The sequence below is a fragment of the Paenibacillus sp. FSL M7-0802 genome (assembly GCF_038004945.1).
Taxonomy (GTDB): Bacteria; Bacillota; Bacilli; order Paenibacillales; family Paenibacillaceae; genus Paenibacillus; species Paenibacillus polymyxa_B.
In genome coordinates this window covers 6022866-6037203 of record NZ_JBBOSD010000001.1, presented here as the reverse complement: position 1 = coordinate 6037203, position 14338 = coordinate 6022866, and the positions used below count along the sequence as shown (strand labels likewise).

Below are 14338 nucleotides of genomic sequence, written 5' to 3'. Positions count from 1 at the left end.
TTTTTGAGCGACTCACAATCTAGTACGACCAAGCGCTGTATAACAGCCGAGGATTTATATCGACTTCACTGGGTTAGCGATCCAGCTATTCATCCTATTAGTGGTGAAATCGCTTACGTAGAACAGTATATTAATAAAGAGTGGACAGATTATAACTCAGGAATTTGGCTATTATCGTCCGAAGGCGCTAGCGCATTACCCTTTACATACGGACCGAAAGATGAAACGCCTGTCTGGTCACCAGATGGATCACAACTAGCTTTTCTCCGTACAACAGACGGCAAGCGCCAGGTGTGGATTATTCCAGAACGCGGAGGGGAGGCACGACAGCTTACACACGTAGAGAACAATGTTCGTTCATTAGCCTGGTCTCCTGATGGGACTTGCATATCGTTTGTAGCTAAAACGGCCGAGAACCCGTCAAGCCCTACATCCGATGGAGGAACTCAGGAGGCACAACTTAAGGGACGAGTCGTTAATCGAACGAAAGCTAAATCCGACGGATATGGACTGTGGGATGATACTCGTGATCACTTGTATGTAACTGATGTGACTTCGGGGCACACAGTTCAACTGACTTCCGGCGCTTATGATGTGGCGGAGCCTGTGTGGTCACCGGATGGTCAACGTATTTTATTCGTCGCCAGAATAGCAGAGCATTCGAAAGAGGATACGGATTTACGTAAGCAGAATGATTTGTTTACGATAGCTCCTGCAACTTCAAATGGTGATGCAGCAGCACCGCTTAAGCTGACCCATTCTGAACTGCACATCGAGAGTGCTGCTTATTCTCCTGACGGTTCAACGATTGCCTTTTACGGTCATGATCGACATGCCAAAGGCGCTACTCAGACCCGACTGTACACGGTTCCTTCCAGTGGGGGGACGGCAGTATGCGTTAGTGAGACGCTTGACGCTCACCTCGGTAATGCGGGTATGAGCGACATGCGTTCACATCTTCATGTAGGACCACCACGCTTCAGTGCGGACGGCCAATCTCTGTATACGCTGGTTACCCATGAAGGAAATGTGCACGTATATCAGTTTGCGCTTGATAGGACTTTTAAAATTTTAACCCAAGGAGAGCGGGAAATTTACCAATTCGAGCTTACTTCGGATGAGCAGCATATCATTGCCGCCTCCACCGATGTAGCTTTACCAGGTGATTTATTCCAGATTGCGATTCATTCAGGAACTGAGGAACGGCTGACACGAGTGAATGATTCTCTGCTTGATGAGATTGAGATCAGTGTGCCTGAGAGCTTCTGGACTGAGGTTGAGGATGGACGACGGGTGCAGGGATGGGTGATGAAGCCTGCTGGGTTTAAGGAGGGGGTATCCTATCCTGCTATTTTGGAGATTCACGGTGGTCCTCATGCCATGTATTCCAATTCTTTTTTTCATGAATTTCAGTTGCTGGCCGCTCAGGGGTATACAGTCATCTACACGAATCCGGGAGGAAGCCGAGGGTATGGACAGTCTTTCACCAATGTCGTCCTTGGAGATTACGGCGGACACGATTACACCGATCTGTTGAGTGCAGTGGACGAGGCTATACGTCAGTTCCCATTCATTCATCCGGAAAGGCTGGGTGTAACAGGGGGCAGCTATGGTGGATTTATGACAAACTGGATTGTCGGCCATACCGATCGTTTCCGCGCAGCTGTAACCCAGCGCTCCATATCTAACTGGCTGTCAATGTATGGGGTGAGTGACATAGGGTACTCGTTTACTGAAGATGAAGTCGGCGGGAATCCGTGGGACGATTGCGAGCTCTTATGGAAGCAATCTCCGCTGGCTTATGTGCAGCAAATCAATACACCGCTGCTCATATTGCACGGGGAGCAGGATCTGCGATGTCCTATAGAGCAGGGAGAGCAGCTGTTTACAGCATTACGTCGCTTGGGGAAACCTACGCAATTTGTCCGTTTTCCAGCTTCAAGTCACGAGCTTTCACGAAAAGGGCACCCGCAGCTTCGCGTGGAACGACTGCAACGTATTACCAATTGGTTTGCCCAACACGAATTATAAGTAAATCGATTTCTTGTATTAATGTAAAAATGTCAGGTCCTAACCATAGGACTTGGCATTTTTAGTATGCCTTGCTACAATTCTCTCAACCTCATACAAAAGGAGATATATAATGGCCGAGCCCTTAAAAAATATGTACACGGAGAATTTTCTTCAACTATTCGGTGAAAAAGTACAGTCTGCGTACAGGCCGTTCGATACCAACGGATTCATCCATCAAGTGATGGATGAAAAATGGGATGAACTGGAGCTAAAAGAACGAATACGACGTATTTCGTTAACATTAGGGGCATTTTTGCCCAGTAAATATGAAGAAGCTCTGGATATTCTTTTTGCTATAGACGAGCATTGCAGTGGTTTTCCATACTTGTTTTTCCCCGATTTTGTGGAGGTGTATGGGCAGGGAGAAGAGCATTGGGAACTGTCCATGAAGGCACTGGAGCGATTCACCTCTAAGTCCTCTGCGGAGTTCGCCGTGAGACCCTTCCTTCTGCGTGAACCGGAACGGATGATGCGGCAGATGACGACCTGGGCCGGACAACAAAGTGAACACGTCCGCCGACTTGCCAGCGAAGGCTGTCGTCCACGGCTACCCTGGGGACAGGCGTTGCCTGTGTTTAAACGCGATCCTGCTCCAGTATTGGCCGTATTGGAACTACTGAAGGCCGATCCATCACTATATGTACGTAAAAGTGTAGCCAACAACCTGAACGATATTGCCAAGGATCATCCTGATGTGGTCATTGCCACGGCTCAACGGTGGAAAGGAACACATCCTGACACCGACTGGATTGTGCGTCATGGCTGTCGGACCCTGATTCGCAAATCCATCCCCGAAGTGATGGCAATGTTCGGCTATGCGGATGAAACAGACGGGGCGCCGTTAGTCACGGGAGCCTCTTTCACCACAGACCCTGCCATGCTAAAGCTTGGTGATAGCTGTGAGTTGAGCTACGCGCTTCAGCTTCGTGAAGGTGACCCGGTACGAGTCCGCATCGAGTACGGCATCGACTTTGTGAAGGCGAGAGGACAAGTCTCACGTAAACTGTTTTTGCTATCTGACAAAACGGTCCCCGGAGGAACCCATCTTACAGGTACACGGACACACCGTTTTGCAGACCTGACAACTCGTCGCCATTATGCGGGAGCGCACCGGATTGCACTGCTCGTAAACGGTCAGGAAGCGGCTTCTACAGTGGTAGAACTCCAGTTGTAAATCACGATAGTAGTGAAGAAAAAGAGCCTGTAATTAGGCTCTTTCTTTTTGTCGTTCGCTTTACCAAATTTATTTTTTTCCAAAAAAATGATTCTGGTATTAGAACCTGGTACTAAGACGTGTTATACTACAGTAAGAAAGTGGATCTCATCTTATGTATAAAGGGGAAGGTATAATTTGACAGATCAACAACAATGGCTTGCGCCTGAATATTACAATATGACTTCGGAAATGGAACACCATGATGCTGGTAAAACCGCACTCAAGTGGCTGAGTGAGACAGGAGAATACGAAGAAATCACCTATGGAGAGCTGTTGAAAAAGGCTAACCGACTGGCTGGAGGACTCGCAAATCTGGGATTTAACAAAGGTGACAGAGTTCTGGTCGTAGTACCACGGCGTATTATTGCGTATGTAATTTATCTGGCCTGCTTGAAACTTGGGCTTGCTGTCATTCCATCTTCAGAAATGCTACGTGCCAAGGATATTGCATTTCGTCTTCGCCATTCAGAAGCGCGCGCAGTCATTGCCTGGACCGGAGTAACAAGCGAAGTGGACAAAATAAATGATGATTTGCCTGCTCTGGATTATCGCATCGTGGTCTCCGGGGACGACACGGCAGATGTATCTGGCTGGCTCGTGCTGAATGAGCTGATGGATGGACAGGAAGATACTTTTGAAGCTGTGAAGACGCACCGTGACGACATGGCCATTCTGGCCTATACTTCCGGCACCACAGGAAATCCTAAAGGTGTTGTACATAGCCATGGCTGGGGATATGCTCATCTGCGGATAACATCACCATGGTTGGATATTCAAGCTTCAGATATAGTATGGGCTACAGCTGCACCGGGATGGCAAAAGTGGATTTGGAGTCCGTTTTTATCCGTACTAGGAAATGGAGCGACCGGATTCGTATATAATGGTCCGTTTCGTCCGGGTCGCTATTTGCAGTTCATGCAGCAGTACGGAATCCAAGTGTTGTGCTGTACGCCGACAGAATACCGGATTATGGCGAAAACGGATGGTTTGGATCAATATGATCTATCCCAATTGCGCAGCGCAGTTTCTGCGGGAGAGCCTCTCAATCAGGAGGTCATTAATAAGTTTCAGGAGCAGTTCAACATTACGATTCGTGACGGCTACGGTCAAACAGAGAGCACATTAATTATTGGTAATTTAAAGGATGCACCTCTGCGCACAGGCTCGATGGGCAAATCTATTGCACCGGGACTCGTTGAGGTCGTAGACGAGGATGGCATTCCGTTGGCTCCGGGACAAGTGGGCGATATTGCGGTACGCGCTGATCTGCCGGCATTATTCCATACGTATTACCATGATCCAGAACGCAAATTAGTTAGTGTCCACGGAGATTATTTTGTTACGGGAGACCGGGCTCGCAAAGACGAGGATGGATATTTCTGGTTCGAAGGACGTGGGGATGATATCATTATCAGTTCTGGCTATACCATTGGTCCTTTTGAAGTAGAGGAAGCGCTTATGAAGCATGACTCCGTGCAGGAATGTGCTGCCGTAGCCAGCCCTGACGAAATTCGTGGACATGTTGTAAAGGCTTTTGTCGTACTCAAAGCTGGGGTAGAAGGATCACCGGCGTTAGTGAAGGAACTGCAACATCATGTGAAAACATGGACGGCGCCTTATAAATATCCACGCAAAATAGAGTTTATTCAAGAGCTTCCTAAAACTAGTTCGGGCAAAATACGAAGAGTGGAGCTGCGTGAAATGGAGAAGCAATCCGTACTGTAGTGATGAAATCATTCAATATAATCAAAACGGAACAGGAGCGTGGAAAAATGAGTACATTTGAATCATTGTTGGAGCAATACGCAGAACTGGTCGTAAGAGTAGGGGTTAACATTCAGCCCGGACAGGTGTTTTTGGTAACTGCACCACTGGAAACTGTTGAGTTTACACGCCTGATTGTCAGCAAAGCCTATGAAGCAGGCGCTAAATATGTACAGGTAGAGTTCGAGGATGATTTCATTACACGTAGTCGTTTTGAACATGGTGACGAAGCCAGCTTTGATTACTACCCTGCTTGGAAGGCAGAAATGATGGAGAAATTTGCCGAAGAGGGTGGAGCCACACTAACGATTAAAGTACCGAACCCGGATTTATATCAAGGCATTGATCCACAAAAGGTATCTCGTGCGACTAAGGCGGCAGCTACGGCGAGAGAAGGTTTTTCTAAATATACCCGAAATCATAAAATTAGCTGGTGTTTGATTAAAGCGCCGACGAAGGCTTGGGCCGATAAAGTATTTGCAGATGTAGCAGAAGAGGATCGTATACGTGTCATGTGGGATACAATCTTCCAAATGAATCGTGTAGATGGCTCTGATCCTATTCAGAATTGGCAGAAACATTTGAAAAACCTTGAACAGGTACAAGACAAGCTGAATCATAAAAAGTATAAAAGCCTCCATTATCGTGCACCAGGAACAGATTTGAGAATTGAACTGGCTGACGGGCATATTTGGCGCAGCGGTGGTGGTGAGAACGAGCACGGAGATTATTTTGTCGCGAATATGCCGACAGAAGAAGTGTTCACGATGCCTAAGCGTACAGGTGTGAATGGTCATGTCACAAGTACAATGCCACTCAATTTAAATGGACAACTGGTGGATCGCATAACGTTTACCTTTAAGGACGGTAAAGTCACTGAATATACAGCAGAATCCGGCGAGCAGCATCTGACTCATTTGCTCGCTACGGATGAAGGGGCCAGCTATTTGGGAGAAGTTGCACTGGTGCCGCACGATTCACCGATTTCCAATCTCAATCGCATTTTTTACAATACAGGTATCGACGAAAATGCCTCCTGCCACTTGGCTCTAGGCAGTGCGTATCCATTTAATATGGAAAATGGGACACAAATGAACCGGGAGGAGCTGCTCCAGAACGGTGCCAATGTCAGCCTGACTCATGTGGACTTCATGATCGGCTCAGCTGAACTGGATATTGACGGCGAATTGCAAGACGGAAGCAAAGAAGCCGTGTTCCGCAAAGGAAATTGGGCTATTTAGGCCTTTTTTCAATCTCCATTCAATCGACCCGCAAACGATCTCATTCGTTATGCGGGTTTTTCTATTCCCTAAATCTCAAATTGCTCCTTGTTTTGTGAAATATAAAGTGCTAAACTGAGTTCAAACAGTAATTTAAACAACGTTTTAATTATTGTTTGAAAAGTCATTTACATAAAATCGTCCCATTTCATTCATCCGTTATGATTGGACGAAACAGGAGGAGGAAAAACATGAATCACCCAGACAAAAAACAACAAACCAAAGAAAAAATCTTAGACGCTACGCTGGAATTTATTCAAAAGGAAGGTTTTGAAGCGGTTACAATCAGAAAAATTGCCGACCTATCTGCTACTAATATTTCTTTAGTTAATTATTATTTTGGCTCCAAGGAAAATCTGCTCAGTGAAGCTATTGAAGTGATATTAAATGGCTTTCAGCACACCTTTTCTATTTTGGACAATACAGCGATGCCCCCCCAAGATAGACTGAAACAATTTTTACTTAACTATCTACAGGTCATTCGTCAATATCCAGAGCTTCTTTCGCGAATTATTGCCATGGGCAGCACGCCCTTTACATCTCAACAGGAATACGGAAGGTTTTTAAACATCATGGGATTTCCAAAGGTTCAGAGCACGATCAAGGAGCTGACAGGTGAGCAACAGCCGGAGCGCTTGTTAGCGATGATGCTGCAAATATTTGGAGCTATTTTTCTGCCTGCACTGATGAGTCCGATTCTTGAATCAGGGGCAGTTGTGGAAATACCTTCAATAGAGGAACAATTAAATCTGCTGTTCGAAAGATATTTTGATCAAAAATAAATCATAGGGGTGACTAATATGAATTTTTTAAGAAAATATTGGCAAGATGCAGGGGCTATAATCGGTGTGGTTGTATGTATTGTTTTACTTATGAATCCAGCTATCCTTTCGGATATAACAGGCATGTTATGGTTGAGTTTTGTAGCTATATTATTTCATCAATTTGAGGAGTACCGCTGGCCTGGATATTTTGCTGGTTTATTTAATAATGTTATGTTTAAAAGTGATACACCGGATCATTACCCCTTAAACACTCAATCAGCGATGATTATCAATGTAGCAATTGCCTACGTGTTTTATCTGCTCCCCGTATGGTTCCCGCAAGTAGTCTGGCTTGGACTCGCACCAATTTTTATGGGATTCTTTCAGGTCGTTTGGCACGGTATCGTTGTCAATATTAAAGCAAAAACCTTATATAATCCTGGCTTGTTTACGGCACTTCTCCTGCATGTTCCAGTCGGAATCTGGTATATTCATGAAATAGTACAGCGAGACATCCCAACGGCAATAGACTGGATTGCGGGTACGATCTACTTTGTTTTTGCTGTATACATCTTCATCATTAAAGGGAATATATGGTTGAAGAAGAGTGACTCTCCTTACTCCTTTTCTAAACAACAGCTGGGAGCTTACGGTCGTAAATAGGGTATGTTAGAAAATCATCAATTTCCTTGTTTACAAGTTGGATACAAGTAGAGGTATTCTGGAAACGAGGTTCGGTTACACTTGCTTTGTACCCATGAACAAGGAAAGAGTGATCTTATAATGAAGCATATACATCAATCTCATGATCGTAAAAAATTGGCTTGCAAGCTAATCACCACTAGTGCTTTCTTGGCTATAGGTTTTGCTGTGATGACAGGATGCAGCAATAGCGGGGAAGCAAAATCAACTGCTCCTACTAAAGCAGAAACAGTCAAATCACCTGCTAGTTCTACAGATCAAAACACGGATCTCAATACTAATGGTCAAGGCTCAACCTCTACCCATCAAGAACCTGCCAGTAGTACAGCTTCATCTCACAGTAAACACAGCTCCGCAGCCGCTTTATTCAGCGCAGCCAAGCAGGGGACCTTACCGAATTTGCCTAAAGGTCTTGGCTTGGGAACTAGCAGCGATCTGTTATTTGAGCTGTGGGGGAAATCTGAGTCAGGTTCTACAGGTCCTATGAGAAGCTACGCTAAGTATCATACAGACATCGTGCTGGATGGAAGCGATAAAGTTACAGAAATCACATCTTCCGATCCAGACTATAAGAAGTTGCTTATCAAACAAGTTGTTGACGAATTGGGCCAACCTACGGAAACCGTTGACACCTCTAGAGACATACCTGACACAGCAGAAGCTAATTATACGATCAATAACACATCAGGACTTAGTTATTATTTAGTATTTTCCTATCAAACCAAAACGCAAAAGGTCAATTATATCCGATTATATTTTAACTCTAAGACGCCATAATTGGATGTATATAACAGAGTCGTTTCCGTCAGAATTGCGGAGGCGACTTTGTTCAAACTCATTGCATTTTTAGGTTATGTCGTTTATACTGATTTGTAATTGATTAATCACTAATCAGAAAACTGTGCTAAATTAAAGGATGAAAAAAATATGGCTAAAGCTACGTCAACATCTATAAATCGCCAAAAGGAAATCATATCTGCTGCCATTGAAGTGTTTGCAGAGATGGGCTACTACCGAGCTACAACAGCCAAAGTTGCGGAACGGGCCAATATTTCTCAGCCCTATGTCTTTCGTTTTTTCGCTACCAAGGAAGCGTTGCTTGTTGAAGCCTTGAAGGTTTCATTTGCACGTATCATAGACTCTTTTCACAGAGTTATTCATTCGGCCTCATCTGAACAGCTCGAGCAAGAGCTAATTGCAGCCTATTCGCAAATTATGATGGAATACCGCAATGAAACACTTTTGCAAATGCAGGCGCAGACGATCCGCGAGGATGAGGTTGTAAGCGTGATGCAGCAAGGATTCCGTGAAATTCATACGACGGTTTATGATGCTTTCCGACGGGCAGGTATTGAACAAGCAATGGAAAGAACGATGCTTTTTCTCTCCAGAGGTATGCTGTGTAATATTTCGATGTCGCTGGATCTACCAGAACTGATGAAAAAAGACGATTAATTTTGGTTTATGCATTAGAGTCGCGTTTTTGCGCGGCTTTTTTTGCTTTTAATTTTATTTTGTTCAAGACATGATTTCATTTGCTTCTGAGAAAAAACGGCCAAATAAGTTGACAAGAGAAGCGAGTCTCGTTATTCTAATACCCATAGGGGTATATGTATAAAGAGATTTAACTAAACTAAGTCCCCTCAAAAAAAAGACGGAGGTTATAGAATGTCATCAACTAACAATATCCAAGCAGATCATATTCTTGATTGCAAAGGGCTAGCTTGTCCTATGCCTATTGTAAAAACAAAAAAGGCTATGAATGAGCTCGTTCCCGGAAAGATTATAGAGGTTCAGGCGACTGACAAAGGTTCATTAGCCGATTTTCAGAGCTGGGCTAAAAACACCGGACATCAATATTTGGGCACCCTCCAAGAAGGAGATGTAATGCGACATTATTTACGCAAAGCAAATCCGGCTGAAGTGAAGAAGGAGCAAATATTTTCTTCTACGATAAGCCATGAAGAGCTACAAGCAAAATATTCTGGAAAAGAGAACTTCATTTTGCTTGATGTTCGTGAACCCGCTGAATTTGCGCTTAAACATATCCCTGGATCTAAGCACATCCCTCTTGGCGAACTGGAGAACAGACTTTCTGAGCTGAACTTGGAAGAAGAGATCGCAGTGATTTGCCAAGCTGGAGCACGCAGTGAAATGGCTTGTCAGTTCTTAGTTTCCAAAGGCGCTAAAAAAGTCAAATCTGTGCTTTCAGGCATATCCGAATGGGCTGGAGAAACTAAGGGAAGCGAATCCATATGAGTACAACAGCAGGAATTTATACAAATAATCAAGAACATGTTCAGTCCAAAACAACGATTGTATTATTCAGCGGGGAGCTGGATAAGGCGATTGCTGCATTCATTATTGCGAATGGAGCGGCAGCATATGATCATGAAGTAACTATTTTCTTTACTTTTTGGGGGCTAAATACGCTGCGCAAGGATGAAATCGTGAGCACCAATAAGGGAATGCTCGAAAAAGCCTTTGGCTGGATCATGCCTCGTGGACCCAAAAAGCTTGCACTATCCAAAATGAATTTTGCCGGACTCGGTCCACAGATGATCAAGCATGTCATGAAAAAGCACAATGCGCTTTCCTTGCCGCAGCTTATAGAGTTGGCACGAGAGCAGGGGATCAAGCTCGTCGCCTGTACCATGACCATGGATTTGTTAGGACTGCAGCAAGAAGAGCTAATCGACGGTTTGGAATATGCTGGAGTAGCCGCCTACTTGGGGGATGCTTCGCAGGGGAAGGTGAATCTATTTATTTAGGGTATCCTATTTATTTTTTTGGTTTATAATATACCTATACGTGTATATGGTAAGTCAAAAAAGGAGTGCATTACTTATGGATTACAATTACAGTGATGAACTGAAAACGCGCCTGAGGAGGATTGAGGGACAGGTACGTGGGGTACTTCGTTTAATGGATGAAGGTAAATCGTGCAAAGACGTCGTTAGCCAGTTATCTGCCGTACGTAACGCATCAGATAAAGCGATTGCCCAAATTGTAGCAGAGAATCTGCAACGATGTATATTGGAAGAGCAAGAGGCAGGAGGAGACACGGATAAGCTGGTTAAAGAAGCGATTCAGCTTCTTGTGAAAAGTAGATAATCATGTCTCCAGAGTCCATGCTAGCGGGCAATGATGTTACTATGTACAAAATTACGGGAGCTGGCATACTGCCTTTACCCAGCCACATATATTGGACGTTGTTAAGAAGTTTTTTGATAAACATCTGAGAGATTAAGATTATATACTAGCCATAATTAAAGTTCGCTGCCTCTAGTTGGTAGCGGGCTTTTTTAATCGGACATTTTAGGAATAACCCTCTGTTTATGCTGAGGTAGACAGGTGTAAATAACACATAAGGAAAACAACTTCTTCCGGGAGGCCTATTTATGGAGGTATTTGTTACGATTGGTGTCAAATTGATCATCAGCTTTTTTGGCTTGTGGATCATTACTTTTATTACAGGTCGAAAAACACTCAGTCAGTTAACACCACTCGATTTCCTAACATCATTGGTGTTAAGCGAAATTGTGGGAAATACGTTATATGACGATAAGGTGACCATTGGGCAGCTTTTGTTTGCATTGGCACTATGGTGCGCGCTGGCCTACTTTTTTGAAAAGGCGACGACCCGTTTTGTGAAATTTGGATATATGGCAGAAGGTCGAACAGTGCTACTCGTGGATAAGGGCCAGGTCAATCAAGAGATGCTTGAAAAATATGATATAGAATTTACCCAGCTGCTCTCCATGCTACGCCAGCAAAATATTTTTTCTCTTCGTGAGGTCTGGTACGCCACGTTAGAAACGAATGGTTCATTGTCAGTCATGCGCAAACCCGAATACGAGCCACCCGCCGCTCAGGATATGGGAATAGATGCACAGCCTGACCTTTTTTCTGTAACAGTCATTGATAAAGGAAAGCTCCTGAACGAATCTATGCGTGGGAAGTCAATCGATATTGAAGAGATTAAAGTAAAGGTGCGCGAGCAGGGATATGATAGTATCGACGAAATCGCCTACGCAGAGTTTAGCGAGGATGGAACACTTCACATCGTGCCGATGAAATAGAAAAAGCATCATAAAATTTGAATGATAGGCTACTACAGTTCTGCGCTTCTTACCGTGTATGGTGTAGCTACTGAGATAGAGGCAGAACTTTGGGGTATTGAACTACCATCTTCTCATGAAGAGGACTGTTTATTTGTCTTTTTTCTTCTTTTAATAATAATAACTGTAAACAGAAACAAAGGGAGTACAATCTGAAAAATAGGGAACCAAGTATTAATTACAATTTTTCGACCGATTACCATGTGATGAGTAAAGTTAGGGGACAAAGAAGAAAGCCCATAAATAAGTGCTGCAAGGGGGAAAATCCACTTTTTAAATCCGACTCCAGTTATTTTTTCAAGTCCTATCACGGCGCCATTAAAAAATAAGGACATTTTGATGATCAATCCAAGAAAAAGAAGCAAGGTGAAAAGGGCATCCATTCGTTCGAACACATCCGCCAATTCAATCAACTGAACGGCTTCCAACAGAGGAAGTGTACTATCTACGGCGATCTTAGGTCCGAGAACAAAAATATTCAATTGATTGATAAATATCAGAGAAAGGGCGGTAATACTATAGGCAAAGATCACAGTTTTTGTGAGATTCCGGTCTTTATGTACAAGCGGATAAAATACAAGAAATAATACAATCTGTCCGAATGGAAAGGAGATAAGCTCAGGAATAGCGGCTTTAAAAATGGGTTTCCATCCTTCCTCTAGAATCGGAAGAGAATTTTCAAAGTGAAAGAGACCGGTTGCCGGAATTAGTATAGTAATTATAGTATATCCAAGTACAAAAAAAGGGAAAAGGAATAAGGAAAATAGGAACAATACTTTGTATCCGTAACGAATCGTATTGGATACAACCATGATTGTGATCAACATGATGAGCCACAAGGGGGTTTGGCGTAGCAAAGCCAGGACTGTCACCTCGCCTAAATCGCGTAAGCTCCGAGAAGCTTCATATGTGAAGTACATCACAAAAAGCAGGTTAATCGTTGTACCCACATATTTTCCTATGTAACGGCGAAACAACATGAACAAATCTAATTCAGGGTCTTGATGATGGATAGCAAGATGGAGCATTAACAGAAGTAGTCCTGCTAAGGCGCCTATCAACATGACTAACCAAGCATCTTGCTTTGCTTCAGCTCCCATTAAAAACAAAGTTGTACTTCCAACTTCAAACAAAGACATACAAACGATCAGCTCTGATACTCGGATTGAATTTTGACGCATTGCTTCAATTCACCTCTGCCTGTTTATTCCATTCATTTCAATAGCTCGTTAAAAGACTCTCCAAATAATCCTGGACGTGCAAGTTTCATTTTTACATTTATTTTTATATCCATGTTTGCTAACTCCTTAGGCCACGTTTCCTTTATTTTTTTCCAGTCTTTTGGGTTCTTCTGATGAATTTTATTCCCAATACCAATAAGGTCGATATTATTTTGCTGTAAGGCTTTCCAGCCTTCCCGGATTTGCAACTCGATAATTTCTGCTGCTTGCTTCTGCAATTGGTCTATACTTTGCATATTTTTCATTTCTCTTTGCGAAGAGGCTGACAAAAGATCTCCGGTAGTTTTAACGTCAACGTTTAGGTAAAAATGATTTAAGTTCTTTATTGGCGTAATCTTAACCTTGGCCTTCCGGATGAGGAAAGCAGCCGTAGCATTCCCATCCACATAGTTTATAGTGGTGTTTTTAATCTGGTTGTTTAACCATGAAACCCCTATACTTTCCTTTTCATTTAGGTGTCCGACTCTCTTGTCTTTCCGGAAAATGCTTAGGCCCGACAACTTAAGTTTACTTTTAGCGGATGTTTCTTTGAACACATCAACAGAATCTAGTTTCTCCGGCTCGGAGCCCTCAAGAGATATTTCTGGAACTCCGGCTGCACCACTATCGGAGCTAATTTTCGAAATAAATTCATACATAGATACGGATGGATAAATCGATCCATATCTTCTGTTTTTTTCTATAATATTTTCTAAAGCTTGACCGGGAATTTTCTCTGGTGGTACAAGCTTTTTTAAATAATCACGAGCCTCTCCGTTGGCAATAAATACTTTTACAGTTTCCCGTGAATCAAGGTTACGGAGGTAAATATCAATAATTTCTTCAATGCCTTGTTCTGCTGCTTTTTTTCCAATAACGATTACATTATTTTGAGCAAAATACAATTTACGTGGGTATTCCAGACTACTCTTCGTAACGGTCTCTCTTAGTGTTTTTCCATGTGTAGAAAAAGTATGTACAGCGCTTTGCGATGCCCCCGTGGAAGAACCACCTGAGCCAGTCGTCATAGCTGATGGAATGATGATTTGATAAGTATTGATCCAGTCGCCTTGATGTCCATCAATTCCAGTTGCTGTTGTGATGCCTAATTCATTCAATTCTGTTCGATCCACGCACCCTGTAAGTAATAATCCTGCAATACACAGAACGTAACTAACTCTAAATTGGCTCACCATTG

14 protein-coding genes are annotated in these 14338 nt (G+C 43.4%); 12 read left to right on the top strand and 2 right to left on the bottom strand.

What is annotated here, in order from left to right:
• Positions 1 to 3 precede the first annotated feature (3 nt).
• The 12 genes from MHB54_RS27450 to MHB54_RS27395 all read left to right on the top strand — a co-directional run bounded on the left by MHB54_RS27450 (position 4) and on the right by MHB54_RS27395 (position 11881).
• On the top strand, positions 4 to 2031 hold the full coding sequence (locus tag MHB54_RS27450; protein ID WP_264453796.1) for a S9 family peptidase: 2028 nt from the start codon (positions 4 to 6) through the stop codon (positions 2029 to 2031).
• A gap of 112 nt (positions 2032 to 2143) precedes the next feature.
• Positions 2144 to 3247, top strand: a complete 1104-nt coding sequence (locus tag MHB54_RS27445) for a hypothetical protein (protein ID WP_023988544.1) — start codon at positions 2144 to 2146, stop codon at positions 3245 to 3247.
• 177 nt (positions 3248 to 3424) lie between these two features.
• The gene (locus tag MHB54_RS27440; RefSeq protein WP_023988545.1) at positions 3425 to 5014 is read left to right on the top strand and encodes an acyl-CoA synthetase; all 1590 of its coding nucleotides are present in this window, start codon (positions 3425 to 3427) and stop codon (positions 5012 to 5014) included.
• A gap of 47 nt (positions 5015 to 5061) precedes the next feature.
• Entirely contained in the window at positions 5062 to 6294 is a 1233-nt protein-coding gene (locus tag MHB54_RS27435) for an aminopeptidase (RefSeq protein WP_076161231.1), read from the top strand.
• A gap of 230 nt (positions 6295 to 6524) precedes the next feature.
• Positions 6525 to 7115: a TetR/AcrR family transcriptional regulator gene (locus tag MHB54_RS27430; protein WP_023988547.1), complete on the top strand. Its 591-nt coding sequence runs from the start codon at positions 6525 to 6527 to the stop codon at positions 7113 to 7115.
• 18 nt (positions 7116 to 7133) lie between these two features.
• A complete protein-coding gene (locus tag MHB54_RS27425; protein ID WP_023988548.1) occupies positions 7134 to 7760 on the top strand; it encodes an HXXEE domain-containing protein in 627 nt (208 codons plus the stop codon).
• Between the two features lie 120 nt (positions 7761 to 7880).
• Positions 7881 to 8576 (top strand): YjgB family protein, encoded by a 696-nt coding sequence (locus tag MHB54_RS27420; protein ID WP_264453795.1) that lies wholly within the window; start codon positions 7881 to 7883, stop codon positions 8574 to 8576.
• 150 nt (positions 8577 to 8726) lie between these two features.
• Entirely contained in the window at positions 8727 to 9254 is a 528-nt protein-coding gene (locus MHB54_RS27415; RefSeq protein ID WP_076161218.1) for a TetR/AcrR family transcriptional regulator, read from the top strand.
• 213 nt (positions 9255 to 9467) lie between these two features.
• Entirely contained in the window at positions 9468 to 10058 is a 591-nt protein-coding gene (locus tag MHB54_RS27410) for a sulfurtransferase TusA family protein (RefSeq protein ID WP_264453794.1), read from the top strand.
• The gene (locus MHB54_RS27405; protein ID WP_049828400.1) at positions 10055 to 10570 is read left to right on the top strand and encodes a DsrE/DsrF/DrsH-like family protein; all 516 of its coding nucleotides are present in this window, start codon (positions 10055 to 10057) and stop codon (positions 10568 to 10570) included. The genes MHB54_RS27410 and MHB54_RS27405 overlap by 4 nt, the downstream gene beginning before the upstream one ends.
• Positions 10571 to 10646: 76 nt before the next feature.
• Positions 10647 to 10913 carry a metal-sensitive transcriptional regulator gene (locus MHB54_RS27400; RefSeq protein WP_013310304.1) on the top strand — a complete coding sequence of 89 codons (267 nt, stop codon included), beginning with the start codon at positions 10647 to 10649 and terminating at the stop codon, positions 10911 to 10913.
• A 287-nt stretch (positions 10914 to 11200) separates the two neighbouring features.
• Positions 11201 to 11881 (top strand): YetF domain-containing protein, encoded by a 681-nt coding sequence (locus MHB54_RS27395; RefSeq protein ID WP_068939434.1) that lies wholly within the window; start codon positions 11201 to 11203, stop codon positions 11879 to 11881.
• Positions 11882 to 11994: 113 nt separating this feature from the next.
• Here MHB54_RS27395 and MHB54_RS27390 read toward each other — a convergent pair whose 3' ends face one another.
• Both MHB54_RS27390 and MHB54_RS27385 read right to left on the bottom strand, forming a co-directional pair.
• Positions 11995 to 13101 (bottom strand): GerAB/ArcD/ProY family transporter, encoded by a 1107-nt coding sequence (locus tag MHB54_RS27390; RefSeq protein ID WP_264453792.1) that lies wholly within the window; start codon positions 13099 to 13101, stop codon positions 11995 to 11997.
• A gap of 32 nt (positions 13102 to 13133) precedes the next feature.
• Positions 13134 to 14336, bottom strand: coding sequence for a Ger(x)C family spore germination protein (locus MHB54_RS27385; protein WP_023988555.1), 1203 nt, complete (start codon positions 14334 to 14336; stop codon positions 13134 to 13136).
• Positions 14337 to 14338 lie beyond the last annotated feature (2 nt).

Coding starts and splice junctions, on each gene's coding strand:
- MHB54_RS27445 (WP_023988544.1), top strand. CDS start 2,144: ATGGCCGAGCCCTTAAAAAATATGTACACGGAGAATTTTCTTCAACTA.
- MHB54_RS27435 (WP_076161231.1), top strand. CDS start 5,062: ATGAGTACATTTGAATCATTGTTGGAGCAATACGCAGAACTGGTCGTA.
- MHB54_RS27430 (WP_023988547.1), top strand. CDS start 6,525: ATGAATCACCCAGACAAAAAACAACAAACCAAAGAAAAAATCTTAGAC.
- MHB54_RS27425 (WP_023988548.1), top strand. CDS start 7,134: ATGAATTTTTTAAGAAAATATTGGCAAGATGCAGGGGCTATAATCGGT.
- MHB54_RS27420 (WP_264453795.1), top strand. CDS start 7,881: ATGAAGCATATACATCAATCTCATGATCGTAAAAAATTGGCTTGCAAG.
- MHB54_RS27415 (WP_076161218.1), top strand. CDS start 8,727: ATGGCTAAAGCTACGTCAACATCTATAAATCGCCAAAAGGAAATCATA.
- MHB54_RS27410 (WP_264453794.1), top strand. CDS start 9,468: ATGTCATCAACTAACAATATCCAAGCAGATCATATTCTTGATTGCAAA.
- MHB54_RS27405 (WP_049828400.1), top strand. CDS start 10,055: ATGAGTACAACAGCAGGAATTTATACAAATAATCAAGAACATGTTCAG.
- MHB54_RS27400 (WP_013310304.1), top strand. CDS start 10,647: ATGGATTACAATTACAGTGATGAACTGAAAACGCGCCTGAGGAGGATT.
- MHB54_RS27395 (WP_068939434.1), top strand. CDS start 11,201: ATGGAGGTATTTGTTACGATTGGTGTCAAATTGATCATCAGCTTTTTT.
- MHB54_RS27390 (WP_264453792.1), bottom strand. CDS start 13,101: ATGCGTCAAAATTCAATCCGAGTATCAGAGCTGATCGTTTGTATGTCT.
- MHB54_RS27385 (WP_023988555.1), bottom strand. CDS start 14,336: ATGGTGAGCCAATTTAGAGTTAGTTACGTTCTGTGTATTGCAGGATTA.